Annotated in this window: 21 protein-coding genes; 10 read left to right on the top strand and 11 right to left on the bottom strand. The window is 39.3% G+C overall.

Annotated elements, in window-relative coordinates; all coding sequences use genetic code 11:
- Positions 1-4: 4 nt before the first annotated feature.
- Positions 5-1,393 (bottom strand): ATP-dependent RNA helicase DbpA, encoded by a 1,389-nt coding sequence (gene dbpA / locus H5160_RS14380; protein WP_002960948.1) that lies wholly within the window; start codon positions 1,391-1,393, stop codon positions 5-7.
- Positions 1,394-1,582: 189 nt separating this feature from the next.
- On the opposite strand from dbpA, the gene H5160_RS14375 reads away from it, so the two are divergent.
- The 3 genes from H5160_RS14375 (at position 1,583) to H5160_RS14365 (ending at position 6,270) form a co-directional block, all read left to right on the top strand.
- Positions 1,583-3,661, top strand: coding sequence for a TonB-dependent siderophore receptor (locus tag H5160_RS14375; RefSeq protein ID WP_182737824.1), 2,079 nt, complete (start codon positions 1,583-1,585; stop codon positions 3,659-3,661).
- Between the two features lie 180 nt (positions 3,662-3,841).
- Positions 3,842-5,242 (top strand): M20/M25/M40 family metallo-hydrolase, encoded by a 1,401-nt coding sequence (locus H5160_RS14370; protein ID WP_182737823.1) that lies wholly within the window; start codon positions 3,842-3,844, stop codon positions 5,240-5,242.
- 86 nt (positions 5,243-5,328) lie between these two features.
- Positions 5,329-6,270, top strand: coding sequence for a tetratricopeptide repeat protein (locus H5160_RS14365; RefSeq protein ID WP_182724815.1), 942 nt, complete (start codon positions 5,329-5,331; stop codon positions 6,268-6,270).
- 33 nt (positions 6,271-6,303) lie between these two features.
- On the opposite strand, the gene H5160_RS14360 is transcribed toward H5160_RS14365, so the two are convergent.
- Both H5160_RS14360 and H5160_RS14355 read right to left on the bottom strand, forming a co-directional pair.
- Positions 6,304-8,265, bottom strand: coding sequence for a S9 family peptidase (locus tag H5160_RS14360; protein ID WP_182737833.1), 1,962 nt, complete (start codon positions 8,263-8,265; stop codon positions 6,304-6,306).
- 83 nt (positions 8,266-8,348) lie between these two features.
- Entirely contained in the window at positions 8,349-9,254 is a 906-nt protein-coding gene (locus H5160_RS14355) for a DUF808 domain-containing protein (RefSeq protein WP_024605924.1), read from the bottom strand.
- 145 nt (positions 9,255-9,399) lie between these two features.
- On the opposite strand from H5160_RS14355, the gene H5160_RS14350 reads away from it, so the two are divergent.
- The 5 genes from H5160_RS14350 to H5160_RS14330 all read left to right on the top strand — a co-directional run bounded on the left by H5160_RS14350 (position 9,400) and on the right by H5160_RS14330 (position 14,717).
- Positions 9,400-9,681, top strand: a complete 282-nt coding sequence (locus H5160_RS14350; RefSeq protein WP_182712542.1) for an MliC family protein — start codon at positions 9,400-9,402, stop codon at positions 9,679-9,681.
- A gap of 66 nt (positions 9,682-9,747) precedes the next feature.
- Positions 9,748-11,778, top strand: coding sequence for a methyl-accepting chemotaxis protein (locus tag H5160_RS14345; protein ID WP_182737822.1), 2,031 nt, complete (start codon positions 9,748-9,750; stop codon positions 11,776-11,778).
- Positions 11,779-11,849: 71 nt separating this feature from the next.
- Positions 11,850-13,316, top strand: coding sequence for a 4-hydroxy-3-polyprenylbenzoate decarboxylase (gene ubiD / locus H5160_RS14340; protein WP_002960958.1), 1,467 nt, complete (start codon positions 11,850-11,852; stop codon positions 13,314-13,316).
- A gap of 109 nt (positions 13,317-13,425) precedes the next feature.
- Positions 13,426-14,139 (top strand): NAD(P)H-flavin reductase, encoded by a 714-nt coding sequence (gene fre, locus H5160_RS14335; protein ID WP_002960960.1) that lies wholly within the window; start codon positions 13,426-13,428, stop codon positions 14,137-14,139.
- A 167-nt stretch (positions 14,140-14,306) separates the two neighbouring features.
- Entirely contained in the window at positions 14,307-14,717 is a 411-nt protein-coding gene (locus H5160_RS14330; RefSeq protein WP_138489806.1) for a CBS domain-containing protein, read from the top strand.
- A gap of 54 nt (positions 14,718-14,771) precedes the next feature.
- Here H5160_RS14330 and add read toward each other — a convergent pair whose 3' ends face one another.
- The 8 genes from add to cyaY form a co-directional block, all read right to left on the bottom strand.
- Positions 14,772-15,773 (bottom strand): adenosine deaminase, encoded by a 1,002-nt coding sequence (gene add, locus H5160_RS14325; RefSeq protein WP_024605929.1) that lies wholly within the window; start codon positions 15,771-15,773, stop codon positions 14,772-14,774.
- 127 nt (positions 15,774-15,900) lie between these two features.
- Positions 15,901-18,588: a CHASE domain-containing protein gene (locus H5160_RS14320; RefSeq protein ID WP_182737820.1), complete on the bottom strand. Its 2,688-nt coding sequence runs from the start codon at positions 18,586-18,588 to the stop codon at positions 15,901-15,903.
- A gap of 51 nt (positions 18,589-18,639) precedes the next feature.
- Positions 18,640-19,749 carry a heme biosynthesis HemY N-terminal domain-containing protein gene (locus tag H5160_RS14315; protein WP_024594619.1) on the bottom strand — a complete coding sequence of 370 codons (1,110 nt, stop codon included), beginning with the start codon at positions 19,747-19,749 and terminating at the stop codon, positions 18,640-18,642.
- Positions 19,746-21,587, bottom strand: coding sequence for a uroporphyrinogen-III synthase (locus H5160_RS14310; RefSeq protein WP_182737819.1), 1,842 nt, complete (start codon positions 21,585-21,587; stop codon positions 19,746-19,748). Before H5160_RS14310 ends, H5160_RS14315 begins: the two co-directional genes overlap by 4 nt.
- Positions 21,588-22,526 (bottom strand): hydroxymethylbilane synthase, encoded by a 939-nt coding sequence (gene hemC, locus H5160_RS14305; protein ID WP_024594617.1) that lies wholly within the window; start codon positions 22,524-22,526, stop codon positions 21,588-21,590. It abuts the gene before it with no gap.
- A gap of 35 nt (positions 22,527-22,561) precedes the next feature.
- Positions 22,562-23,539 carry a DUF2914 domain-containing protein gene (locus tag H5160_RS14300; protein WP_182737818.1) on the bottom strand — a complete coding sequence of 326 codons (978 nt, stop codon included), beginning with the start codon at positions 23,537-23,539 and terminating at the stop codon, positions 22,562-22,564.
- A 22-nt stretch (positions 23,540-23,561) separates the two neighbouring features.
- Positions 23,562-24,218, bottom strand: coding sequence for an alpha/beta hydrolase (locus tag H5160_RS14295; protein WP_002960978.1), 657 nt, complete (start codon positions 24,216-24,218; stop codon positions 23,562-23,564).
- Complete coding sequence (gene cyaY, locus H5160_RS14290; protein ID WP_002960979.1) at positions 24,215-24,538, bottom strand: iron donor protein CyaY; 324 nt, start codon at positions 24,536-24,538, stop codon at positions 24,215-24,217. The genes H5160_RS14295 and cyaY overlap by 4 nt, the downstream gene beginning before the upstream one ends.
- A gap of 179 nt (positions 24,539-24,717) precedes the next feature.
- On the opposite strand from cyaY, the gene H5160_RS14285 reads away from it, so the two are divergent.
- Both H5160_RS14285 and lysA read left to right on the top strand, forming a co-directional pair.
- The gene (locus tag H5160_RS14285; RefSeq protein ID WP_182737817.1) at positions 24,718-24,900 is read left to right on the top strand and encodes an LPS translocon maturation chaperone LptM; all 183 of its coding nucleotides are present in this window, start codon (positions 24,718-24,720) and stop codon (positions 24,898-24,900) included.
- The gene (gene lysA / locus H5160_RS14280; protein ID WP_182737816.1) at positions 24,901-26,154 is read left to right on the top strand and encodes a diaminopimelate decarboxylase; all 1,254 of its coding nucleotides are present in this window, start codon (positions 24,901-24,903) and stop codon (positions 26,152-26,154) included. It abuts the gene before it with no gap.
- Positions 26,155-26,198 lie beyond the last annotated feature (44 nt).

The raw sequence follows: 26,198 nt of genomic DNA, 5'->3' as shown, positions 1-26,198 counted from the left end.
TAAATTAACGAGTAAGGCGACGAGCGCGTATTTTACGCCCTTTAATGTTGCCTTCGGTTAGTTTGCGAAGTGCTGGTTTTGATGAGTTACGTTCAACAGCAACAAATGCTACGTTATCAAGTACGTTAATTTTACCTACTTGACGACCTGCAACCCCATCCTTACCTGTTAGAGCACCAAGAATATCGCCTGCACGTACTTTTTGCTTTTTACCTGAATCAATCATCAAAGTAACCATTTCAGGGCGGTACGGCGGTTTATCTAATAAATTAAACGGCGGCATTTGCTCTGGAGTAATATCACGCTCGTAATGATCGCCAATTTGTGCAATTTTAAACGCTTCAGCTTCACCGTAAATAGAACAAGCAATGCCCTTTTTACCAGCACGTCCAGTTCGGCCAACACGGTGAACATGTGTTTGCGTGTCATGTGCTAAATGGTAGTTAATAACCATATCCATGTCATCAATATCTAAACCTCGTGCAGCAACATCGGTTGCAACAAGTATTGAAGCACTTTTATTTGAAAAGTGAATTAGCGTACGTTCACGATCGCGTTGCTCTAAATCACCGTGCAATGCAACAGCGCTGAAGCCTTCGTCAGCTAAATCATCACACACTTGTTGAGTTTCTACTTTGGTATTACAAAATACAACACAGCTTTGTGGTGTAAATTTAAGAAGTAATAACTTAAGCGTTGGATAGCGCTGCTTATTGTTATCCATTTTATAGAAGTACTGCTTAATTGTGCTTTTTGCTTGCTCTTCTTCTACTTTAACCATTTCAGGGTTTTTAAGTACACGCTTAGCAATTGCTTCAATGGCTCTTGGGAATGTAGCACTAAATAACAATGTTTGACGATTTTGTGGAATACGCTCAATAATTGCATCAAGTGTGTCTTGAAAACCCATATCAAGCATTTGATCGGCTTCATCAAGCACCAATGTTTCCACATCATCTAAACGTAGAGTACCTTTACGAATATGGTCATCAACACGCCCTGGCGTGCCAACAATAATATGCGCACCATGTTCAAGTGAACCTATTTGCGGGCCAATTGAAACACCACCACATAACGTCAATATTTTAATGTTATGAATGCCGCGCGCTAATTTACGCATTTCAACTGCAACCTGCTCGGCAAGTTCACGAGTCGGGCACAAGACTAAAGATTGAATACGAAAGCGTTTTACGTTTAATTTAGCTAACACACCCAAACTAAACGCAGCAGTTTTACCTGAACCGGTTTTTGCCTGAGCAATGATGTCTTTACCAGCAAGTACAGGCGGCAAACTTTGCGCTTGTACAGGTGTCATGTGGGCATAGCCAAGTGTTGATAAGTTATCAACGAGTCCAGCCGGTAAAGCCAAAGATGAAAAAGCAGTTGAAGTCACAGTAAGTTCCATAGCAATAAAATAACATGGGAGAAAGCCCCACTAATATGTTGCTTATAATAGCAGAATTCGTAATTGGCAACCATTAACAAACACATTATAAAACATGTTAATGAAAGATGTTGAAAATGATAGTAGTTTGCATTAAGATCGCGATTGTTTTTTACATACCTGCGCTGGAAGCAATTAATGAAACTGAATTCTATTTACATAGCACTATTAGCAAGCATTACAACAAGCACATATGCAAACACTACCGACCTTGAACGCATAGAAGTAAAGGGTAGCTACTTTAACGATTACAAAGTAGATAACGCTAATGGCGCAATGAGAACATCAGCTTCATTACTTGAAACTGCACAATCTGTCACTGTAATAACCGACACTATTATTAGCGAACAGCTTGCCACTACACTTGGCGAAGTACTCACAAATGACGCAAGCTTAACTGCAGGCTCACAACAACGAAATCGTGAGGTATTTAACTTACGCGGCTTTGAGCTGAGCTCATCGACAGGTTATTTACGCGACGGTCATCAGCATTGGTCGCACTATCAGCAACCAATCGAAATTTTGCAGCAAGTTGAAGTAATTAAAGGCCCATCAAGTATTTTATATGGTCAGTCAGGCCCGGGTGGCTTGGTTAACATGGTAACTAAAAAACCTACAGCACAAACACTATTTAATGCCAGTGCCGATGTAGATCAGCATGGCTCAACCCGCTTTATGGTTGATGCTGCAGGTGCCTTGACTGAATCGGAAGATTTACGTGCTCGCGGGATTTTAGTAAAGCAAGACGTTGACTACTGGCGTGAGTACCAAAACGGTGAAAATCGTGAACGCGACCGCTTTTTAGGTGCTTTAATTGTAGATTACGATATTAGCGATAACGCATTAGTACGTGTGCATTACGACCGCACAGATGACGAAGCAGGTTTAGATACTGGCGCATGGATAGACGATAATGCTAATGTAATTGGTAGCGATAAAACAATCCGTGATATGTCTTGGGCGTTTACCGATATTACCGTAGAAAACCTAGGTGTAGACCTAGAAGTATTTTTAACCGATAACTGGCAAGTAAAACTTGGCTATAACGAACAAACGTTTGAACGTCAACGCTTTGAGTCAGCACCTCGCATGCCTAGTAGCTTTGCTGAAGGTGACAGCTATGAATCTCGTCCTTACGACCGTTTTGACGATTGGCAATTTAAAACTGCATTTATTGATTTTATTGGTGAATTTAAAACAGGTAGCTTACAGCATCAGTTTTTAATTGGCGCAAACTCGCTAGATTACTACTACGGGCAACGCCGTACTTCTACTGACTACTTTGATTTTTCTGCAGGACAAGCAGAACCATCACGCCCATCTGTAAGTTATAAAACAGATGATACAGTAAGCGAAACTGAATACGACTATTACGGTATTTACGTTCAGGACTTAATTTCGTTCTCACCACAATGGCAATTATCGCTAGGTGGCCGTTACGATAAGCAAACTCGAGAAGGTGCAGATAACGAGTCATTTGTACCAAAGGTAGGTGTGCTTTATCATCCAAATACTTCGGCAACTATATATGCAAGTTACTCAGAAGGTTTTGAGCCTCAAGGTAGTGAAACTCTGATTGATGAAACCGATGTAAATAATGGCATGAAGCTAGATGCCATTACCTCAGAGCAAAGAGAGATTGGTATTAAATGGCAATTATTTGATGACCGTTTACTGCTTACAGGTGCAATTTTTGATATTAGTAAAGAAGGCACACTTGTTAGCGAACAGCTTGAGACGCCTATTGGCTCATTCACAAGTGAAACAAACCAAGTGGGTGAACAACGCCATAAAGGTGTTGAAGTAAGCGCACAAGGTGCTGCTACCGACCGCTTATTTGTTATGGCATCAACTATGTATCTAGATGCTAACTTTGAACGCGATGAAGTATTGGAAGGTAAACGCCCTACCGATGCACCAAAATGGTCGGCATCACTTTGGACTCGTTATGAATTAAACGATGCCATTGCCATTAACGCTGGCGCTTTTTACGAAGGCGAGCGCTTTGCAGATAGCGATAATACAATTACTAAAGATGCATATACACGTGTTGATGTTGGCGCCACTTATAAGTTTAACTTAAGCAATACCGATATTAATTTACGTCTTAACATCGAAAACTTATTTGATAAAAGCTATTTAGGTGGTGGCGGCACGAGTAATGTAACTGTTGGCGAGGGCACAAATCTTCGTTTAGCAGCGCAATTTAGCTTTTAAATAAATGCCTTAAATAACAGTGTTAAAAGATAGCCCGCGTACATTTACGCGGGCTTTTTTATATCTAAACGTTTATACCTAACAGCATTAAACCTATTACAAAGCCTATTCATCTCATCTATTTTTTATCATGTTTGTTACATGTTCTAATAGCGCTAATTATTAAAAAGGCTTACCCAAATGAAAAAATTAATTACCGCACTGCTGCTTACTAGCAGTATGGCTGCAAACGCTAACAACGCCGAATTTACCCAAAAGCAATTACAACAAGTCAATGAAGTGCGCACCTCTGCACTAAATAGTGATCTAAGCTATAAATTACTAGAGTCATTAACAACTGAGGTTGGCCCTCGCTTACCTGGTACTGAAAATGATAAAAAAGCAGTGGCATGGGCTAAAGCTAAATTTAATGAGCTTGGTTTTGATAAAGTATGGCTTGAAGAAGCGACTTTTCCTGAATGGCGCCGTTATAGCGAAAGCGGAAAAATACTAACACCAAGCGAGCAACCTCTACATTTAACTGCATTAGGTAACAGTATAAGCACGCCTAAAGATGGGATCACAGCGCCAGTAGTCTTATTCGAAACACTTGATGAGTTAATTGCAGCACCTGCAAATAGCCTAAAAGGTAAAATTGCGTATATTAATTACCGCATGAACCGCGATATAGATGGGAATGGTTACGGACCTGCTGTAAAAGCACGTGGCACAGGCGCTATAGAAGCGTCTAAAAAAGGCGCTGTTGCCTACATGATGCGCTCGGTAAGTACTGGTCATCATCGTTTTGCACACACTGGCGGTAGTTACTACAAAGAAGGTGTTACAAAAATACCTAATGTAACCATTGCTAACCCAGATGCCGATCAGATTGCACGACTCATTGCTTTAGATAAAGACGTATCGGTAAATATTAATGTGCAAACCGAAAGCCTTGGTGAAGGCACAGGTTATAACGTTATTGGCCAATTTAATGGTACCGAAAACCCTGAGCAATATGTATTAATTGGCGGGCATTTAGATTCTTGGGACTTAGGGACTGGCGCGCTAGATGACGGTGCAGGCGTTGCGCTAACAATGGCAGCCGCTAAACATATTAGCGATGTAAAGCGTCCTAAGCGCAGTATTCGTGTGGTACTTTTTGCAGCCGAAGAGCTAGGCCTTTGGGGTGCAAAAGCTTATTTTGCAGAGCATAAAAACGAGCTAAGCAATATTGTTGCAGCTGCTGAGTCTGATTTTGGCGCCGATGTTGTATATGCTTTTGAATCGAACGTAAGCGCAGAGTCACTTCCTGTAGTGCGTGCTATTGCAAAAGAACTTGCGCCGTTAAATATTGAGCATATTGGTAAAAACCAAGCGAATGGTGGCCCTGATCTAATTCCACTTAAAGCAGCAACCTCAGCACCTATTTTTGAACTTGCTCAAGATGGAACAGATTACTTTGATTACCACCATACAGCTGACGATACGCTTGATAAAGTAACACCTGCTAAGCTGCGTCAAAATACCGCTGCATACGCTGTATTTGCTCTAATGGCTGCTGATGCAAAAACAACAATTAAGCCTAAAGCTCAAAATAAGTAATAACATACATACTTACTTACAGTTTGTGGCTTTAACTAACACGCTTCTTGTTTTACCTTTAGGTAATTAAACAAGGAGCGTGCTTTATGTTACTTTTCAACACGAGTGAATCATTTCCACATTTTGCACAAACAACACGCTGCCCTCATTGTCAAAGCGACGCCTACCATTTACTAAATAAAAGCCGCTATTTACGATTTAGCATTTTACCTATGCTTGCCTTAAAATTAAGTTATAAACGCGAGTGCTATCAATGCGGAAAAAGCGAACCTGTAAAAATAACGCAACTACCGTTAATAGAAAAACTAAGCCTACCTAAATACTTTATTGGTGTATTTTTATTACTTTGGATTGTTTTATTTTTTTATCAACAGCACCTTAATAGCGAGACTCGAAAGGAAGGCTATTTAAATGCGCCTAAAATATATGATACCTACTTAGTACACGCCGACAAATTTACACACGAGCCCTGGACCCTAACCAATTTAAGAATTGCTCAAGTTTTAAATTTTGACGAACAATTTATTACCTTTCAGATAAGCAACTACAGCTATAAACGTAATAATAGTATTACTTTGGCAATGCGTACTAGCCAGCTAATTCAAGACAATTACTTTTCCACTAAAACAATCAGCCTCCCTCGTGATGAAGTAGCACGCCTTTACAACGACGAAGCTATTTACGACGTGCTGCGCCCCTATGCCAACATCCTTTATGGTGGGTTTGTGATGCATCCTCCCAAACCTAAGCCACTATATAAAGGCTTAAAGCTCGATAAAAACAATCAACAAGGCATTATTTATTTTAAAGATGGTTTGTTTGTTGAAGCATTTAATAGCTTTAAACAAGCTGCTGAAGCGGGCTCTCAATGGGGGCAATTAAATTTAGCGCAAATGTATCGTGATGGTCAGGGAATAGATCAGGATCAACAGCAGGCTATTTATTGGTACAAAAAGGCTATTGAGCAAAAAAATACTAAAGCACAATTTGAATTGGAATCTCTTTGTAAAATAGCTAGCTGTGAATAAAGCAGCAAGTATGTTACTTGCTGCTTTAATATTTTATAACTCTAAATGTTTATCTAAAAAATTAATTACTTGTTTGTAGTAAGCAGTTCTGTGTTCTTCTTTGTAAAAACCATGGCCCTCATCCTCCAATAACACGTACTTATAAGGATGGTTAGCTTTTTTCAATGCAGCAATTAATGATTCGGCTTGTTCAATAGGGGCTCGTGCATCTTCACCTGCGTGAACTATGAACACAGCTGCTTTAAGCTTATCTATATTATAGCTAGGTGAAAATGCCTTCAAAAGCGTTTCATCAGTGCCTAAAACGTTTTCAAGATAGTTTTGTCCTGTACTACGCCCTGAAATATCACCTTCTTCAAACATTAGCGGTAGGTCATAAATACCAACTGTTCCAATTGCACACTTAAACATGTCTGGCTCTAAAATGGCGCTCTGCAAAGCTGAATAAGCACCAAAGCTTGATCCCATTATACAAATGTTGTTTTTGTTTACCGTTCCATTAGAAATTAAAAACTTAACACCATCAATAATATCAAACTGAATATCAGAACCCCACTTTTGGTAACCTGCTTCTTCGAAGTTTCGACCAAACCCACCTGAACCTCTAAAATTAACTCTTAGTACAGCCATTCCCCTACTTGCTAATAACTGTACCTCAGAATCATAACCCCAATAATCACGAGGGCCATGTGGACCGCCATGAGGCATTACAACTAGAGGTAAGTTTTTATCTTCAAGACCATTAGGAACAGTTAAATACCCATAAATAGTTAAACCATCCCGAGTTTTATATTGAATAGGTTTTGTCTTTGAAAGCTCATTTTCGTTCAGCCAACCACGCGCTGAAAATAATATTCTTAGCTTATTTTGCACCCCATCGTATAAGTAATATTTACCAGGATTGGTATCACTTGATGCGTAAATAACATTAATATCGCCATTAGAGGTGCTACTGACTAACTGCACTTGGTCGCCTTGCAATGCTTCTATCAAAGATTTTAAGCGAACACTCTTATGAGAGTCTTTATCTATAAAAGCATAGTTTGGGTAACCTAACTCACTTTCTATTGCAAATAACTCTTTTGAAGCTTCATCAACCCATACTCTTTTTGGAGATACATATTGTTCTTGATGGACTAATTCTATTTCCTTAGTATTTAGATTTAGTTTATACAACCCTTCAGCTTCGCCACCAACAGAAGCAGTCATATAAATGCTGTCACCAGATTTATCAAAAGCTCTTAATCTAATATCGCCATAATTAACTTCTCCTAAATTTAATTTCTTCCAGTCACCACCTTCTTTTTCTTTAGTATGTATTTTTGCATCTATATAGTTATCTGTAGATACTGAAACTCGAACATTACCATCATGATCAGTTAAAAATTCAGCCATACGTGATGGAGACAAAGTAACTTGCTTCCTTTTGCCCGTATATACATCTACTTCATAGACAATAGTATGCGGCTCATTACTCGAGGTCCAAGGATAGGTAACTACTAACATTTTTCTTTTGTTAGTAACTAAGGGATCTAATACAAATGAAGTTCCGTATAAAGGAGTCTGCCTTTTAAGGCGCGTACCTGTTTGCATTTCACCATGGTAACCAATTAGATACTTACCTCTAGCCCCATTAGCATTTACGCCAAATATCTCACCATGATATTCAGGGTGGTCTTGCCACCCTTTTAAATACTCTTTAGTGACAACAACTCGTTCATTATTAACCCAATGATAATCACCAACTTGAGCATTTCCTTCAAAGGCAACTGCATGAAGCATTTTAAAGTTTTCAGTATCAAAAATAACAAGCGCATTTTTACCTGCAACTTTATTTATAACCGCTAAATACTCGCCGCCTGGAGAAATAGTAGCGTGATTAAACTCTTTATTTTTACTGAAGTACTCCACGGGGATTTGGGACTGCTTTGAGAAGCTAAAAAAGCTTACAAATAACAGAAGTACTAACAAGTTACATCTTAAAAGAAAATTCATCATAATTCCCTGTATTAACAACAAGAAGTCATAATATATAAAGTCTTATAAAATGTAACGAAAATGATAACTAAATGTGTCTGCTATTTTTTAAATAACTTTGTATAACCTACATGTATAAGCACGACAACTAAGCCAGCAATCACGCCTAGCAAACCATCAAACAATAGAGGAGCTAATACTTCTCCTGTACCGCCAGCAACAGATTGGGCATAGTTTGTTACATCGACTTGAGTATGATGCAGTAACTCAACACCATGTACTAAAATCCCGCCACCTACTAAAAACATCGCGATGGTGCCCGCAAATGCTAAAAACTGCATCAACCTAGGCGCTGCTGCGAGTAAGCCTTTCCCAAGTAATTCTTTAAATTTATTAGCTGTTACCTTTGATTGGTTGAGTAAATAAAGCCCGGCATCATCCAGCTTTACAATACCGGCCACTAAGCCATAAACGCCAATCGTCATTATAATTGCGATAACACAAAGCACTAAAGCTTGATTAAGCAATGTAGCACCTGCCACAGTACCTAAAGTAATCACAATAATTTCGGCAGAAAGAATAAAGTCGGTTCTTATTGCCCCTTTTATTTTTTGTTTTTCGTACTCAACTAAATCTAATTTCTCACCCTCGTCTACCGCTTCACTGTTATGAGGCAAAAACTTAGCAAATACTTTTTCAGCTCCCTCAAAACATAAAAACAAACCACCCATCATTAAAAGCGGTGTTATTAACCAAGGCAGCCATACGCTTATTAATAAAGCAGCGGGTACGAGTATCGCTTTATTTAAAAATGAGCCCTTTGCCACAGCCCAAACAACCGGTAATTCACGCTCTGCAGCTACACCTGTAACCTGCTGTGCATTGAGCGCTAAGTCATCGCCTAATACACCTGCTGTTTTTTTTGTTGCTACCTTACTCATTGTCGCAATGTCATCAAGTAAAGTGGTTATATCATCTAATAACGTTAAAAGGTTAGTGCCTGCCATAAAGCTTCCGAGCTCAAAAAATATTGCTATAAACATAACTTAAAGCGCTACTTTCACCAACGGTTAATTTTGCTTTGTTATTCTTACATTAAATTAAAATTTTGCCCTGTGTTTTAACTAACGTTTAAAGAAGATGGGAGGAAAAATGAAAGTATATTTAGCATTAATCGCTATTTTACTAAGCTTAACCGCATGTAGTGATTTAAAAACCAGTACTGCTTACCAATGCGATGATAAGAGCGTAAAACTCAATATTATTAATAATTCTGAAGCCGAACTTATCTTTAACAATAAAGTGCATGTACTTAATCACGAAAAAAGTGCATCAGGGAATAAATATATAAGTGAAGAGGTACTGTTTTGGGGTAAGGGTAATGAAGCCATGTTAATCATTGCTGGTAAAAAAAGACAGTGCACCAAGGTTTAACATAAAAACAACCAATAAATTACAATAATGCTACAATAATTAAAGACCCATTATTGTGATGAAGTTATGCGTTCAATTGCGATCAAACATAAAATAATTTTAGCCTTTACAGCCATTGGCATATTGGTGCTAACAAGTAGTGTATTTTTTTATTGGTCATTAAACAAAATTAGCGTTAACAATACCCGAACCGAAAAATTAGCGGTTCCGGTACAACAGTTCAGCAAAGATTTAAGGCTATCATTACTGTCTATTACCAAATTTAACGCCTTAGCTTACAGCCAAGCAAACCTTGATTTACTTCAACAAAATAAAAAACAGGCGCAAGTTGAGCAACAACAATTTAGCGATATGCTCAATTTGTTAAGCACTCAACTAAATCAACAAATAACAATGCAAAATTTACTCACCAGTACCAACGCAGGTTTCGAGCAACTGACTGAAGTAAGTGTCGCAATGTTTAGCGCTAAAGAGCGTAAGTTTGTAGCGCAAAATTCCACCATAGAATTATCAGCAACGTTTAACGAGCAACTTTACAATTTAAGTTCTAACTTACTTGATATAGAACTTTTAGAAGTGCCTGTAAAACAGCAGGCGTTACTTAATGCTATGTTTGGAACAGCGACCCGTATAGACGATTTATTGTTTAACTTAAGTAATAATATAAAAAGCATTACTCAAACTACAAGTATCAATGATTTAAATAGCCATCAGCAAGATACCCTATTTCTACTAGATAACATCCAACCTAATTTCACCTATTTAGAGCAACAAGCGCTACCTTTTAATAATGCGTTTAATGCTAAAAATTTAACGGCTAAGTTTAATCAATTAAGAGAGTTACTTAACAACGATACAGGAATTTATGCCCAACAAAATAAAGTACTCAAAAGTACTATTGCTGCGGCTCAAAATTTTGAACACTTTCAACAGCAATTTATAACAACAGAAGATCAGCTTATTGAACTTAATAAATTGGCTGATGAGCGCTTTAATGCCTTACAAACTAATGCAAAGGCCGCCATAAATACAGGGATTAGTTCTGTAGTAATTATTACGATTGTTTTAATTATATTGATTATCGCTATCTCTATTTTTACAACTCGCGCAATGCTAAAACCGCTTAAAAAAGTAAACCGCGATTTAGCCCGAATCGCCTCAGGTGATTTATCAAAGCGAAGCCACCCACGTAGTAAGGATGAATTTGGTACTTTGCTAAATAACATAAATAAACTCAGTGAAGACCTTACTAACCTAATTGGTGCAATTAGTAGCGACGCCCACGAACTAGACAGCAGCGCTATTAAAACCAGTGAAAAAGGTCAGCAAATGACGGTTGTTGCACAACAGCAGTTAGAGCGAAGCGCGCAGGCAACATCGCTTGCACACAATATGCTAATCAACTCACAAGCGGTTTATGAACAAGCAGATAAAACATCAAGTGAAATAACAAACGCATCGCAATTTGCAAATGATGTAAACGAGATTGCTAATCAAAATAGTCTAAGTATAGAAACTTTATTGCAGCGTCTTGATAAAGCAGTAGGCAGCACAGAAGAACTCGCACAGTACACTCAGCTTATTGAAGCCATTGTTGAAACAATTAGTAGCATTGCCGAGCAGACTAACTTACTTGCACTTAATGCTGCAATTGAAGCAGCGCGAGCGGGTGAAAACGGACGCGGGTTTGCTGTAGTTGCTGATGAGGTTCGATCATTAGCTGCACGTACACAAACCTCGACTAGCGAAATAAACACCATGATCCAAACATTGCAACAACACACTAAAACAACTCAAGAACACATTACTGATGGCCAACACCAAGCCAAGCAATGTGTTAAAAACAGCACTGAACTAAATAAAGCCGTAGAGCGTATTAAAAGCACATTGTTGTCTGTTAATCAGATGAGTGAGCAAATTGCTCATGCATCACATGAGCAATTGACTAACAGTGGCGACATTCAACAAATAATGGCAAAGGTGACAGAGCAAGCAACCTTGAATGCCCAAAACGCGACAACCCTAGCAAGCGAAAGTGAAGACGTAAACCAACTTGCACACTCTTTAACGAGTGCCGTAGAGCGCTTTAAGTTTTAAGTGCAAGTAATGACTTGCCTTGCATGAAATGGGTATAATACTTTAACTCTTTTGCTTAATAGCGGCCCACAATGAAATATAAAGATCTACGTGATTTTATCGATTTGCTTGAAAAAAAAGGCGAACTTAAACGTATCACCCAAGAAATCGACCCGTATCTTGAAATGACCGAAATATCTGATCGCACATTGCGTGCAAAAGGCCCTGCGTTATTATTTGAAAACCCAAAAGGCTACGATATGCCGGTACTTACCAACTTATTTGGTACACCAAAACGCGTAGCAATGGGCATGGGCCAAACAGATGTTAGCGAGCTTCGCGAAGTGGGTAAGCTACTCGCTTTTTTAAAAGAACCTGATCCACCAAAGGGTATTAAAGAAGCTCTAGGCGCTATACCTATTTTTAAGCAAGTGCTTAATATGCCTGCAAAAGAAGTAAAAAAAGCGCCTTGCCAACAAGTAGTTTTAGAAGGTGATGATGTAGATTTAACTAAATTACCTATTCAACATTGCTGGCCAGGTGATGCAGCACCATTAATTACTTGGGGCCTTACAGTTACCAAAGGGCCTTATAAAAAGCGCCAAAATTTAGGTATTTATCGCCAGCAATTATTAGGCAAAAATAAAATAATTATGCGCTGGTTGTCACATCGTGGTGGCGCGCTTGATTTTCAAGAATGGTGTAAAGAAAACCCAGGGCAACCCTATCCTGTATCGGTAGCATTAGGTGCCGATCCTGCCACTATATTAGGTGCCGTAACGCCTGTACCTGACACTCTAAGCGAATATGCATTCGCTGGCTTATTACGTGGCAGCAGAACCGAAGTTGTAAAATCTATTTCAAATGACCTACAAGTCCCTGCCAGTGCAGAAATAGTACTTGAAGGTTACATAATGCCTGGTGAAATGGCGCCAGAAGGCCCTTATGGTGACCATACCGGTTACTATAATGAAGTCGATGACTTTCCAGTAATGACGGTTACTCACTTAACGCATCGTAAAGATCCTATTTATCACAGCACATTTACTGGCCGTCCGCCTGATGAGCCTGCTATTTTAGGTGTGGCACTTAATGAAGTGTTTGTGCCGATACTACAAAAGCAATTCCCTGAAATTGTCGACTTTTACCTTCCGCCTGAAGGGTGCTCATATCGTATGGCGATTGTAACAATGAAAAAACAATATCCAGGCCATGCTAAGCGCGTGATGATGGGAGTTTGGTCGTTCTTACGTCAGTTTATGTACACCAAATTTGTAATCGTCTGCGATGACGATGTTAACGCCCGCGATTGGGAAGATGTTATTTGGGCTATAACAACCCGAATGGATCCAGCGCGTGATACAACATTAATAGAGAACACACCTATTGATTATCTCGATTTTGCATCGCCAGTCTCAGGTCTTGGTTCAAAAATGGGAATGGATGCTACCAATAAATGGCCTGGCGAAACCACCCGCGAATGGGGCGAGCCTATTGTTATGGATAAAGACACCAAAGACCGCGTAGATGATATTTGGGAAAGCCTTAATATTGTTTAAGTGTTTATATGTAAGTACATATCAGGCTATAAAATAACCCTGCAGATATGCTAGAATCTAGCTATTCGATTGCGTATCTGCTGTTACAAGCGCTGCTAAAAGGTAAAAAATGCAAACATTAAAAGCTGAAGTTGTAGCTATCAGCCCACTTACAGAATTTGTTCATAAAGTAATTTTAAAGCCACAACAACCTGTGACCTTTGAAGCTGGCCAATACATGCAACTCGTATTAGGCGAAAAAGACAAACGTGCTTTTTCTATAGCTAGTCGCCCTTCACAGTGCGATGCAATAGAACTGCATATTGGCGCCTCAGGTGCCGATTCGTATGCAATGCAATCGTTAGAGCATTTACGAAACGCCCATACCACAGGGCAGTTAGTAGACATTGAAGCTGGCTTGGGTATTTCACAGTTGCGCCTGCAATGTGAGCGCCCTATTATTTTACTCGCCGGTGGTACTGGTTTTTCATACGCAAAATCAATGGCTGATCATTTAGCTGAAATAAAATGCGACCGTCCTGTATTGTTTTACTGGGGCGTAAAAGAAGAATCTGCTTTATATGCACATACAGAAATGCAAACATGGGCAGATAGCCATGAGAACTTTAAGTTTATTCCTGTAGTAGAAAATCCATCTGCTAATTGGCAAGGACACACTGGCTACGTACACAAAGCAGTAATGCAAGATATTGTGTCACTAGAACCATACGATATTTATATGGCAGGTCGTTTTGACATGATAGGTATTGTCCGTGATGACTTTATTACTCATGGTGCAATTCGTGAAAACATGTACGCAGATGCATTCGCATTTATCAAATAATTGAAATTTACTTTCAGTTATAAATAAAGGCACCTAATCGGTGCCTTTATTTTTATAACAACAAATATTTAATAGTTAAAACCTATCAGCTCCATCAATATAAACAATTTCCTAAATCCCTATCTATAAACCATACTTTGTATAGAACATCAGCGGGAGAGACCCAAATGCTAAATACAAAAGTAAAAGATTTTATGCAACGCAAGTTGCCAAATATCACACCAGATACAGAAATGACGACAGCCATAGCAGAACTACAAAAATTTAAACTACTTGGCGCACCAGTATTTGATAAAGATAAATGCTTAGTTGGATTTATATCAGAGCAAGAGCTGTTACAACCACTTACTCAAAGCAGTTATTTTTGTGATGGGATGGTTAAAGTATCGCAGCTTATGCAAACAGAGGTAGTGACCGTCAGCGGCGATACCAACATTATTGAGCTTGCACAACAGATGCAGCCTGGTAAACCAAAAAACTACCCTGTTGTAGAGGGCATTAAAGTAATCGGTATGATCAGCCGAGCAGATGTACTTAAAGCACTTTACGATAATTACATAAGCTGCCAAACACACTAAATTGCAGATACAAAAATGCCGCTTATATAAAGCGGCATTTTTAATGCTCTTACATTAACGTGCGCTAACGAGTGATAAAAGTTCTTTTTTATCGCCATCGCTTAAAAATGCTATTTCTAACGCATTTTTTTGGGCTTTTTCCATATCAGCTTGAGATAAGCCTGCTTTAGGTGCAGCAACGGTATATTCATACTCAATTTCAATACCTTCAACCGCAGGATCATCAGTATTAATACACGCTAAAATACCATGATCTAAAAACTGTTTAAGTGGGTGCTTAGTTAAATCGTTTACTGTACTGGTTTGAATATTACTTGTTAAGCATGACTCAATACCAATACGGTTATCGCGTAAATAATCCATTAGTTTTGGATCTTCAATTGCTTTAACGCCATGCCCTATTCTGCTCGCACCCAACTCATTAATTGCTTGCCAAATACTTGGAGCGCCAAGTGCTTCTCCAGCATGGACAGTCGAAGCTAAATACGCATTTCGTACTTGTTTAAAGTGCTCTACAAACAACTCACCCGGGAAGCCAATTTCGTCACCGGCTAAATCAACAGCGACTAAATCATTTTTAAATGCGAGTAATGCATCAAGCTCTTTTTGACACGTTTTTACGCCATAAGTACGCGATAAAATACCAATCAAGTTAGCTTTTATATTTGCGCCCTTTGTTGCTGATTTAATACCATCAACAACTGCCTCTACAACGCCTTCTGGGTGTAAACCTTGGCTTTGTGCCATGTAGTAAGGGCTAAATCGAAGCTCCACATAATCAAGACCTTGTGCTTGTGCATCTTCAATGTTTTCAATTGCGATACGTCTACACGCATCGTAGTCGCCAAGCACAGTAACTCCCCAATCTAACTTTTGTAAAAAAGCCATGAGGTTTGGTTCAGGATCAATAACTTGAACATGAGGGATTAATGCTTCAACGTTATCTGCAGGTAGCTCTATATTAAACTGTCGACCAAGTTCTAATATGGTTTGCGCACGTACATTACCGTCTAAATGGCGGTGAATATCTAGCAAAGGTAATTTTCTATTGATCATAATAGCAACCCAGTTTAGTTAAATTTGCGCGCATGATACGCAGATACAGTTATTTTTCAAGTCTATATGATTTGCGGTAAGTTTTAGCGGTCATATGTCTGCTTTTTGTGCAAAAAAATGATATAGCTTATTTTCCTGATAAGTGATGCCAAAGAGTTTTAAAAAGCGTATTTGCATCAATAGGTTTGGTAATATAGCCATTCATTCCCGAGGCTAATGCCTTTTTAACGTCATCGTCATGGGCGTTCGCCGATAGCCCTATTATGGGTAAATCAATTAACTCTAAATCACGGCGAATTACTTTTGTTGCTTTGAGTCCATCCATTTTTGGCATTTGAATATCCATAAGCACAATGTCGTAGCTATTTTCGGCTAGCTTTTCTATGGCTTCAAAACCATCGTTAGCAATGTCGGCAATACACCCTTTTGTTTTTAAAATGGCATTGGCAACATGCTGATTAAGCGGGTTGTCTTCGACTAAAAGTAATTTATAGTTTGTGAATGATAAAGTACTTACATCTATTTCGTTATATTGCTGCTGTATTTGCTCTGCTTTTGGTAAAGGCGAGATGAGCGGCAAACTAAATGTGAATGTAGAGCCCTTTCCTTCATAACTAACTAAATCAATTGCACCGCCCATTAGTTCAACCAATTTTCTACAAATACTTAATCCTAAGCCAGTGCCACCATATTGACGAGAGGTTGAGCTATCGGCTTGCGCAAACGGTTTAAACAATTGTTTCTGTGCTTCGCTACTAATACCAATACCCGTATCGTTAATACTAAAATAAGTCATTTTTTTCGACTGCCAAATTTTCAGAGTGATTTCACCTTCCCCTGTAAATTTAACCGCATTATTGAGCAGGTTCAGCAGCACTTGTTTTAAGCGGATTGGATCGGTATTAATGACCAAATTTGATGTTTTATCAAAATCGAGACTTAACTTTATTGATTTAATATCAGCCTCAAATTGAAGTAAATTAAGCATTTCATCAGCTAAACTCGCTACATTAATAGGCTCTTGCATTAAGTCTAGCTTGCCTGCTTCCATTTTTGAAAAGTCGAGCACATCGTTTAATACCCTCAGTAAAACACCCAGTGCCCCATCTGCTTGCTCTATGTAACTTCTAGCTTGTTGCCAATCGTTTTGCTGAAGCGCTAAATAATGCAGCCCTTTTATACCGTTAATAGGGGTGCGGACTTCGTGGCTCATGTTTGCTAAAAACTGCCCCTTTATATGACTCGCTTCATCTGCTTTTTGTTTTTCTTTGCGTAGTGTATGTGTTTGCTTGGCCACTTGTTCGCGAATTTGTATGTTTGTACCAGTAACTGAAATCAAAAATGTAATCAGTAACCACACAAACAACATACCTACTATTTGTGCAAGCCAATATACTAACCAAGACGTTCTAACTATTGGCTCATATAACTCAACCTGCCACATGCGTTTGCCAATCAACAATTGATATTCTTTAAATAGCGCTTGCGAATTAGCGGTATCTGCAATATAAATTGCCTGCTTTTTCCCTGATACCGTTGTATCAAAAAAACTAGCTGAAATTGAGTTGTTGTGATCAAATAATAGTGTTTGCGATAAGCGTTTCAGACTGACTATCGCTGCCACAAAGCCTTGAAAATCATCTTCGGTAGAGGACTCTCTAAAAACAGGATATAAAAAAAGCACACCGTGTTCGGCTGTATTTTGGACCAAGTTAATTGGCTCACTTAGTGCAAGTTCATTAAGCTCTTTCGCTTTGCTAAGCGCTGCACCTCTTACTTTACTAGAAGCTAAATCAAACCCTAAAACATCTTCATTACCTTTTAAGGGATATACGTACTTTACTGGAAAGTAATTACTACGCGTACCTGCTGGTTGCCAAGCTCCATCTAGTGACTTTTCTTTTATATATAAAGGTTTGCCTGTGGCTGTATTTTCATGTGTTTCAAAATCAGTGAGTTTATTTGCTGATACATAAGGTATCCATTCAAATGCTAAAATTTCTTGGCTATAGTCCAATTGCTTTGAAGTAAACTGTTTAAACTCTTTAAAATTAACGTTATCACTACTAGCAAAGTATGTAGCTAGTAATCCTAAGTGAGCAGTAATACCATCGAGCTTTTGGCTTATAGCATTTTGCACAGAAAGTATTTTGGCTTCTTGCTTTTGAATATCTTTTTCTTTTTTAACACTAGCAGCGCCATAAAAACTAACGCTGATCAGTATGTAAATTAATAGCGAGGGTAAAATTACCAGCATACGGTGGCGTACTTGTGTGTAATTAAAAGCGGCGAGTACTAAAGGTGTAAATATAAGTACGCCAATACTGTCGCCAATCCACCATGCTATAAAGTTATCAAAAATAGCATTGGTCGGAATCACATTATTCAATGCTAATAAACTTGTTCCTACACCTGCAGCAATAACACAACATATTGGCCCCGCTACTATTAAGCTTTGAACACTGTGTTTTAAAGAAGATAAATCCAACGGCGCTTTTATAACATTCACTATAATTTGTCGGCCAATCCAAGCCTGTAAAACAGAGGCTAAAGTAATGCCTATAGCTTGTAAAAGCACAATAAAATGAAAAATATCTACGGTGCGTTCAAGGTGAATTAAGTTAGTACAAAAAGCCCCAATAATAAGGCCAATAAATGACTTACGTCCCCAAATTAAAAAGCTCGCTAAAGCAATTCCTGAGGGCGGCCAGGAGGCGACCGCATAGCCATCTACAGAAAGAAGTGAGTTGCTAAAGTATCCTGTAAAGAAGTAAGCACAAGCCAAGCTAAGGGTTAATATTAAAAACTTTCTCAAAGCTTGTGCTCCTGAACTACAAAAAATGCTAAGTAGTTATAGTGTAGTCATTTATTGATATAAAACGAGCGCCTTTTCTGCCTGTGCACTATTTTTATAACTCAACACAGCTTGTTCAGAGAACTGTTTTTTATTTTCACTATTCAGTGCTTTATCAAAAATTCTAGCTGCTAAGTCATAATCACCCTTAGCATTAGCAAGGCAAGCTAGCGCAAGTAATAGTGAATTATTTGAATCATCCTTCTTAAGCCGTTCTTGAATGCTTATTTGCAACTTAGCTGCATCGGCTGCTGTTGCTTTACTTAATATATTGGCAAGCTCTAAGTGTTGCTCATTGTGCTTAACCATTTTAATTAAGTCACTTTCAATAACAGCCAATTGACCTGCTTGCGCCATTTGCATTAAATATGCGGTGTGGGCATGAGCTTGCAGCTTTTTAGGCAGCTGTTTATATTTTTCACTCAGCTTGTCTGCATCTAACGCACTAAAATAAGCACTAAATAACTGCGTCCACTGTGCATCAGTAAGTGCTTTTTTGCGCAGTAAACGCGGCAAAAAGTCTTCCAGCGCACTAAAGTGTTGTTGCTGTACTAATACTTCTGCATAAAGTTTTAACTCAAGTGCGGTGGCTTTTTTAGCTTCTGCGCTAATACGCATTTGTGATTCAATCGCGCTACTATCGCCACTTGCCAACCATAGCTTTGCTACTTTTAATTGATGCTCTGGGCTTATTTCAAATAAACGCTCAAGTGCTTTATCTGTTTGATTATTAGCAAGCGCTGCTTTTGCAAGTAATGCTAAGCGAATATCTTCAAACTTATCTGGTACGCTATTACCCGATAAAGCCTGTTCTACGTGCTCGTAATCATCATTAATAGCACTCCAAAGAGCCTGCTCAATAGCTGCTTGTTTGCGCTCTTGGCTACGTGCAAAAAAGCCATGCTTAGTATTATGATAAATCGATAATAAATAACGAATTAACTTATATGTTAAATATAAAACAACAGCGGTAATGACTGCCATTATACAAAACGATACTATCGTGCCTTCTATCGTCGTATTGTTAAATGAAATAAGTACATAACCTTTTTCATCTAGAACGAATGGAGTAACCGCTAGTACAACAACAATAGCTACAATTAAAATAATTAGCCCTATCATTGCGCCCACTCCTTAACCTTTTGTGTACTGTTTAAGGTTACTTTTGGATTAAAGTTAAGCTGCTCTTTTTCAAGTTTAGACAACGCTTTAAGTACCGTTTTAGTTGTATCATCGTCTTGCTTAAAGTACTCACCAACTAAACGTTTTGCTTCACTTAAGGCGCTAAAGAAAATACTCGCCTGCTTACTCATAAGTGCATCTTGTGCCTGAGTTATATTAAGCTTGATTCGTTGATTTATTAAATGGCGCTCTTGATCCGTAAGTAATGGCTCAATGGAAACACCCTCGTGCTGACGAATAGTAATAAAGCTATCCACAATTTTATTCCAGCTATTACTCAAGTTTTGCTGCCAATCACTCACATCACCACTTAAAGCATTTTCATCTATTGCAGCTGCTTCTTCTGGTAAATTAACTGCATTAAAAACTAAGTCGTCAATACTGCTTAGTACACTGTTTAGCTGTAAATAAATAGCCTCTGTTGCAACAGGTTTAAGGCTATCAAGTGTTTGTATATCTTGCATAATCGCTTGGCGAACTTCAACTGTTCCTGGATGCTCACTAAGTAATCCATCTAAGCGCTTTAAAACAGCACTAGTGCCTTGGTAGTCTTTTTCAGCCCATAGTTTAAACTCAGCCATACGCTGTAAGCTGGTTACTTCTTGCGGGTTTAACGATGAGCCTTGTTGCTGCGCCTTTTGCAAAGCCGCTTTTAGTTCTTGCTGATTTTGAGTTGCACTTTCACTGAGTGCTGCGGCAACTTTTTCTTCACTATTAAACAGCGCTTGTTGCAAATTAGATTGCGTCGATTTAAGTGCTTGCAGCTCCTGGGTGAGTAACTTATTTTGCTCGCTTAACTCATTAACGGCTAGGTTTTGCGCCTTACCAGCATTTAATTTTTGATAAAACTCGTATCCAACACCAGAGGCCACAATTAACGAAATAAGAAGCGCAAGTACTGCAACCTTACTTATTTTTTGTTTACTTTTGTCTGCCGTATTTTTTGTAGCTGTAGGCTCTTGCTTAGTTGATTTAGCAGAGGTCGTGTTAGCTATTGTTGGTGTGGCTTTTTCTGCCGTTACTGGCTTTGACTGTTCGCTCATGTTGCTACCTTGCTGATTTATGCAGGTAAACATAGCATTATCGCTAGCCCCTGCTGCAATGTGTATATTAGCCGAACTTACCTGTTGCAGCTTTAAATAAGCGGCTATACGCTCGCTAGCAACATAAAATCGGCACTGTTGTAACCATTGTAGTTGGTCTGCAGTAAGGCTTTTAAATATAGCATCAACTGCTGCATTACTTGTTATGACTATACCGTGTACATTCTGGCTTTTCCAGTGGTCTGTCCAGTTGGAGGTAATACTCTCTGTCGGTTCACGTTTGTACACAACACAATTATTCAAAAAAGCACCGCGCTCTTTGAGCGTTTTAGCTAACTCAGGGCGGCCACCTTGGCCCTTAACTAATACTATATTACAGCCATCCACCTCGGCGAGTGATTTAAGCGCAAGTAACCCTTCTGAATCATACTGCTTTGGTACTGCTGCGCGCACACCAAATTGCTCATATATAACATCGGCTGTTTGTTGTCCAACCGCATAAAACTGCGCTTTGGTATTTATATCTGGTTTTAATTGCGAAAGTGCACTGACTGCATCTTGCGAGATAAATATTATTTTATCTGCATTTAATAGCGGACTAAGCTCAGTGCTGGAGGGTGTTAAATGCGTTATTTTTAATACCGGAAATAAAGACGCCTGATAACCCGCTTGCTCAAGTTGCTGTGCAAGGGCTGCGCCTTTTCCTTCGGGCCGAGTTATCAGAATATGTGTCATTTATGCGTCTCTATAAACTTCAGCTAATATTTTGTCTGCACCTTGAGCTAGTAATTTTTTAGCAAGCTCAATACCTAGTTTTTCTGCGTCATTTACATGGCCTGTTACTTCGTCACGTAAAATTTCGCTGCCATCAACAGCACCAACTAAACCACGTAAATGCACTTGTTCGCCATCAACCAATGCATAAGCACCAATAGGAACTTGGCAACCACCTTCTAAATAGCGATTCATCGAACGCTCTGCGTTTACGCGAATACGTGTTTGTGTATGCTCAAGTGGTGCAAGTAATGCTTTGGTTACTTCATCATCAATACGACATTCAATACCTACAGCGCCTTGACCATTTGCTGGTAATGACACTTCTGGCTCAATGTAGTCAGCAATACGCGACTCCATTTCTAAACGAATAAGCCCTGCAGCCGCTAAAATAATAGCATCATATTGGCCGTCATCTAATTTACCTAAACGCGTATTTACATTGCCGCGTAAATCACGAATATCTAAATCAGGGCGAAGTGCCTTAATTTGGCACTGACGGCGCAGGCTCGAAGTACCAACAATAGCGCCTTGTGGTAGCTCACTTAAATTAGCAAAATTGTTTGATACAAACGCATCGCGTGGATCCTCACGCTCACAAATAGTATGCAGTGCTAGCCCTTGAGGAAACTCTACTGGCACATCTTTCATAGAATGTACGGCAATGTCAGCTCGGCCATCTAGCATGGCTTGCTCTAGCTCTTTAACAAATAAGCCTTTACCGCCAATTTTAGCCAATGGCGTATCTAAAATTATATCCCCTTGCGTCGACATTGGGACTAATTCTACGCGCACATCTGCATGAAAACGCTCAAGCTCTGCTTTTACAAATTCGGCCTGCCAAAGTGCTAGAGCGCTTTTGCGCGTTGCGATGCGTACTAATTTTGTTTTTTCTGTCATAGGGGTATCCAATTAATTACTGCGTTTAGCCAGTTTTAGTCAGCTAAAATTCTAAATTCTTTTTGGGCAATTAAATTACCTTGCTCATCAACTACATCAACACGCCAATGACCTGTTTGTGTGTTCATTATATTTTTTGTTGAGTACGTTCTGTAACGAGGCGAAGTAACATTAAGTGTAATTTCAGCCATCGTTTCACCTTCAAACGACCAAACATGCTTAACTTGCTGGCCTTGAAGGTTTTTAATCTCGCTAAAAAACGATAACCCTTCCTCAAACTGGCTTAACCTAATATCAGCAGCAAACACATTAGTAGGCTCACGCTTACTTACTTTACGAGTAAGTACCGCGCGACTAATTTTACCCGTGTCTATTTGCGCCCCCAATGCCACACTTGCCACATGTGCTGTAGAGGAAAAACCTTCAGTGCCACTCAATGCGCCATCATCACTTTCTAACTCTAAAAGTAAGTCACTTTGACTAGCAGACTCAGTTACGTTTTGGGCTTCTTCGGTTTCTTCTTGCACATCATTATTAAGATGGGAGTTTAACTCTGTATTAATACTTTCGCTTTGATCAGAAACAATATCGTTGTTAGCCAACAAAGCCGGGGCATTATTTACAAGGTCTACTTCGGCAGGTGTATTACTTGAAATGCTTAGTTGAGTCTCATTTTGCTCAGCTAACAAAGGTTCAATACTCACTTGAGTTACCTCTGCAGACTCAGCAGGGGTATTGTTTACTGATGATTGAGGCTCAACATCCATTACCTCATCGCTTGTTTGGTTTTCAGCGTTACTGCTGAAACTTAAGAATTGTTCCTGCTCATTTGGGTGCTCACCTTGCTCTGCATTAACAGAGGTGGTTAAGCCATAAACAACTGCTGCAGAGGTCATTAATACCAACATAGCAATACTCACAATACGACGCCAATTCCACTCGTAGCTTACCGTTGGTACGCTCTGTTGTAATTCGCGTTTAACATTTGCTTTTATAACTATTTTTTGACTCATATTGACCTCAGCGGTTCCAAAATTAGCTTAAACGAGCAATTAACCATTGGCGAATAGCTTGCAATTCTTCTGCGCAAACTTGATGAGCCATTGGATATTCTTGCCAGCTTACATCCATGTTATGTGCTGTTAATACTTCAAACGCATTTCTACCCGCACTGTGCGGTACAACGTTATCTTGGCTACCATGAGCCATAAATACGTTTAAATCAGTATGTTTTGCTTCATCAGCAAATTTGTGTGGCACACACATATAAGTAGAAAGCGCCATAACACCCCCAAGCTTTTGCTCAAAGCGCGGCGCTAAATGCAAAGACACAACACCACCTTGAGAAAAACCAGCTAAAATTATTTTATTAGCAGGAATGCCATTAGCAATTTCTTTATTAATTAACTCTTCTACCTTTGCAGCAGAATCTCTTACGCCTTGTTCATCGGCACGCTTATCTAATTCTATAGACTTAATATCGTACCAAGAGCGCATTTCCATGCCACCATTTATGGTGACCGGTTGCACTGGCGCATGCGGAAAAATAAACCGTATACCAAGCTCGCTTGGTAAATTTAGCTGCGGGGCTACTGGCGCAAAACCATCCCCAGAGTCACCTAAACCATGTAACCAAATAACCGTTGCTTTGTGTTCACTTTGGGCTGCATATTCTACAAATTCTAAACTCATAGTGATGATTGCCACTTAACTTCTTGGCCTGCTTGGCGAGTTGAGGCTTCATTTATAAACGCCCAAAATTCAGCGCCAGAGCGGTTATCAATCCATAACCCATCACGCATTTCAAAATGATGTCCGTTAAACTTAGTCGCAACCCATACTTGATGAAGAGGTGCTTGCTTATTGATCACTATTTTACTTTTATCAGGAAAAATAATTTCTAAAATACCTTGTGCCGATTCATAATCTAAATCAGCTTCGCAATCATCAACCTGCTCTTCAATAGTGAACATAAGAGCTTCGGCTAATTGGTGATATTCGTGTTCAGTCATTGTTATTTCCTTTGCAGGCGAGCCGCCTAATATTGGGTACGTTTTAGCTTTAAATTAGCTTTAAATTAGCTTTAAAAATGTGCAGCTAGTGTAACAGGAATAAAATCATCCGCGAATAGCTGCATTTTTTAGATATTCTGTTACTCTGCGATTATAAAGCCAGCAACCGTATTAATCTAATGAAAGCGACACATACCTTACAATTAAAAAGACTATTAATAAGCACTGTACTGTTAAGCGCCTTAGCTGGCTGCGGACAAAGCGGTCCGTTATATTTACCAGAGCAAAACCAACCTCAAAATACAGCTAAACCAGCCACTACCGCTGAGCAAGCTAAAACATCGCAAAGTCAGGAGCAATAAATGGATTATTTTAACTACAAAAACAACCAATTATTTGCCGAAGACGTCAGCGTAGCAAGCATAGCGCAGCAATACGGCACGCCGTGTTATGTATACTCACGTGCTACATTTGAGCGCCATTACTTAGCATTTGCTAACGCCACTAAAAATCATAAAAGCTTGGTATGTTACGCTGTAAAAGCAAACTCAAATATTGCCGTACTTAATATATTAGCGCGCTTAGGATCGGGTTTCGATATTGTATCTAAAGGTGAACTAGCGCGTGTAATTAAAGCGGGAGGCGATGCTTCTAAAGTGGTTTTTTCAGGCGTGGCTAAAACGTCTGACGAAATAGCTTACGCATTAAAACTGGGCATTAAATGTTTTAATGTAGAGTCGGCGTCTGAGCTTGAGCGTATTTCTGAAGTGGCTTGCGAGCTTAACCTAGAAGCGCCTATTTCTATTCGCGTAAACCCAGACATAGATGCAAAAACACATCCGTATATTTCTACCGGTTTAAAAGAAAATAAATTTGGTATTGATATTCAAACAGCAGTGAGTGTTTATCAACAAGCAGCGGCTTTACCTGGTTTAAAAGTAATTGGTGTCGATTGCCATATTGGCTCTCAATTAACGCAAGTTAGACCTTTTTTAGAAGCCCTTGATAAATTAATGGCGCTTATTGATGAGCTAAAAACTAACGGTATTGAGCTAACTCATTTAGATATTGGCGGCGGTTTAGGTGTGCCATACGACAACGAGCAACCACCACACCCAAGTGAATATGCAGCGCAAGTTACCGAACGCTTAGCTAGCTACAAACATCTTGAACTTATTTTTGAACCAGGGCGCGCTATTGCAGCTAACGCAGGTATTTTGGTCACTCAAGTTGAATTTATCAAACAAAACCAAGACAAGTTTTTTGCAATTGTAGATGCTGGTATGAACGATATGCTTCGCCCTGCGCTTTATCAAGCGTGGCAAAAAATTATTCCGGTATCCGTTCGCGACGACGAAACACCTACTCACAACTTTGATATTGTGGGTCCGGTGTGCGAAACAGGCGACTTTTTAGGAAAAGACCGCGAACTTGCACTCAAACAAGGCGATTTACTTGCACAACGAAGTGCGGGTGCATATGGCTTTACAATGAGCTCAAACTACAACTCGCGCCCGCGTGTTGCAGAAATTATGGTAGATGGTCAGCAGCATCACCTTATTCGCGAACGCGAAACTATTGAAAGCCTTTATCAAGGTGAGAAAGTTTTACCATAAACGTTTTTGTCTACTAGCTGCTCTGTGGCATGATTAGCACAGAG

It is taken from the genome of Pseudoalteromonas sp. SG43-4 (assembly GCF_014164325.1).
GTDB lineage: Bacteria > Pseudomonadota > Gammaproteobacteria > Enterobacterales > Alteromonadaceae > Pseudoalteromonas > Pseudoalteromonas distincta.
Note: the sequence above shows the minus strand (reverse complement) of the source record. Positions and strands in the feature narration are given on the sequence as shown.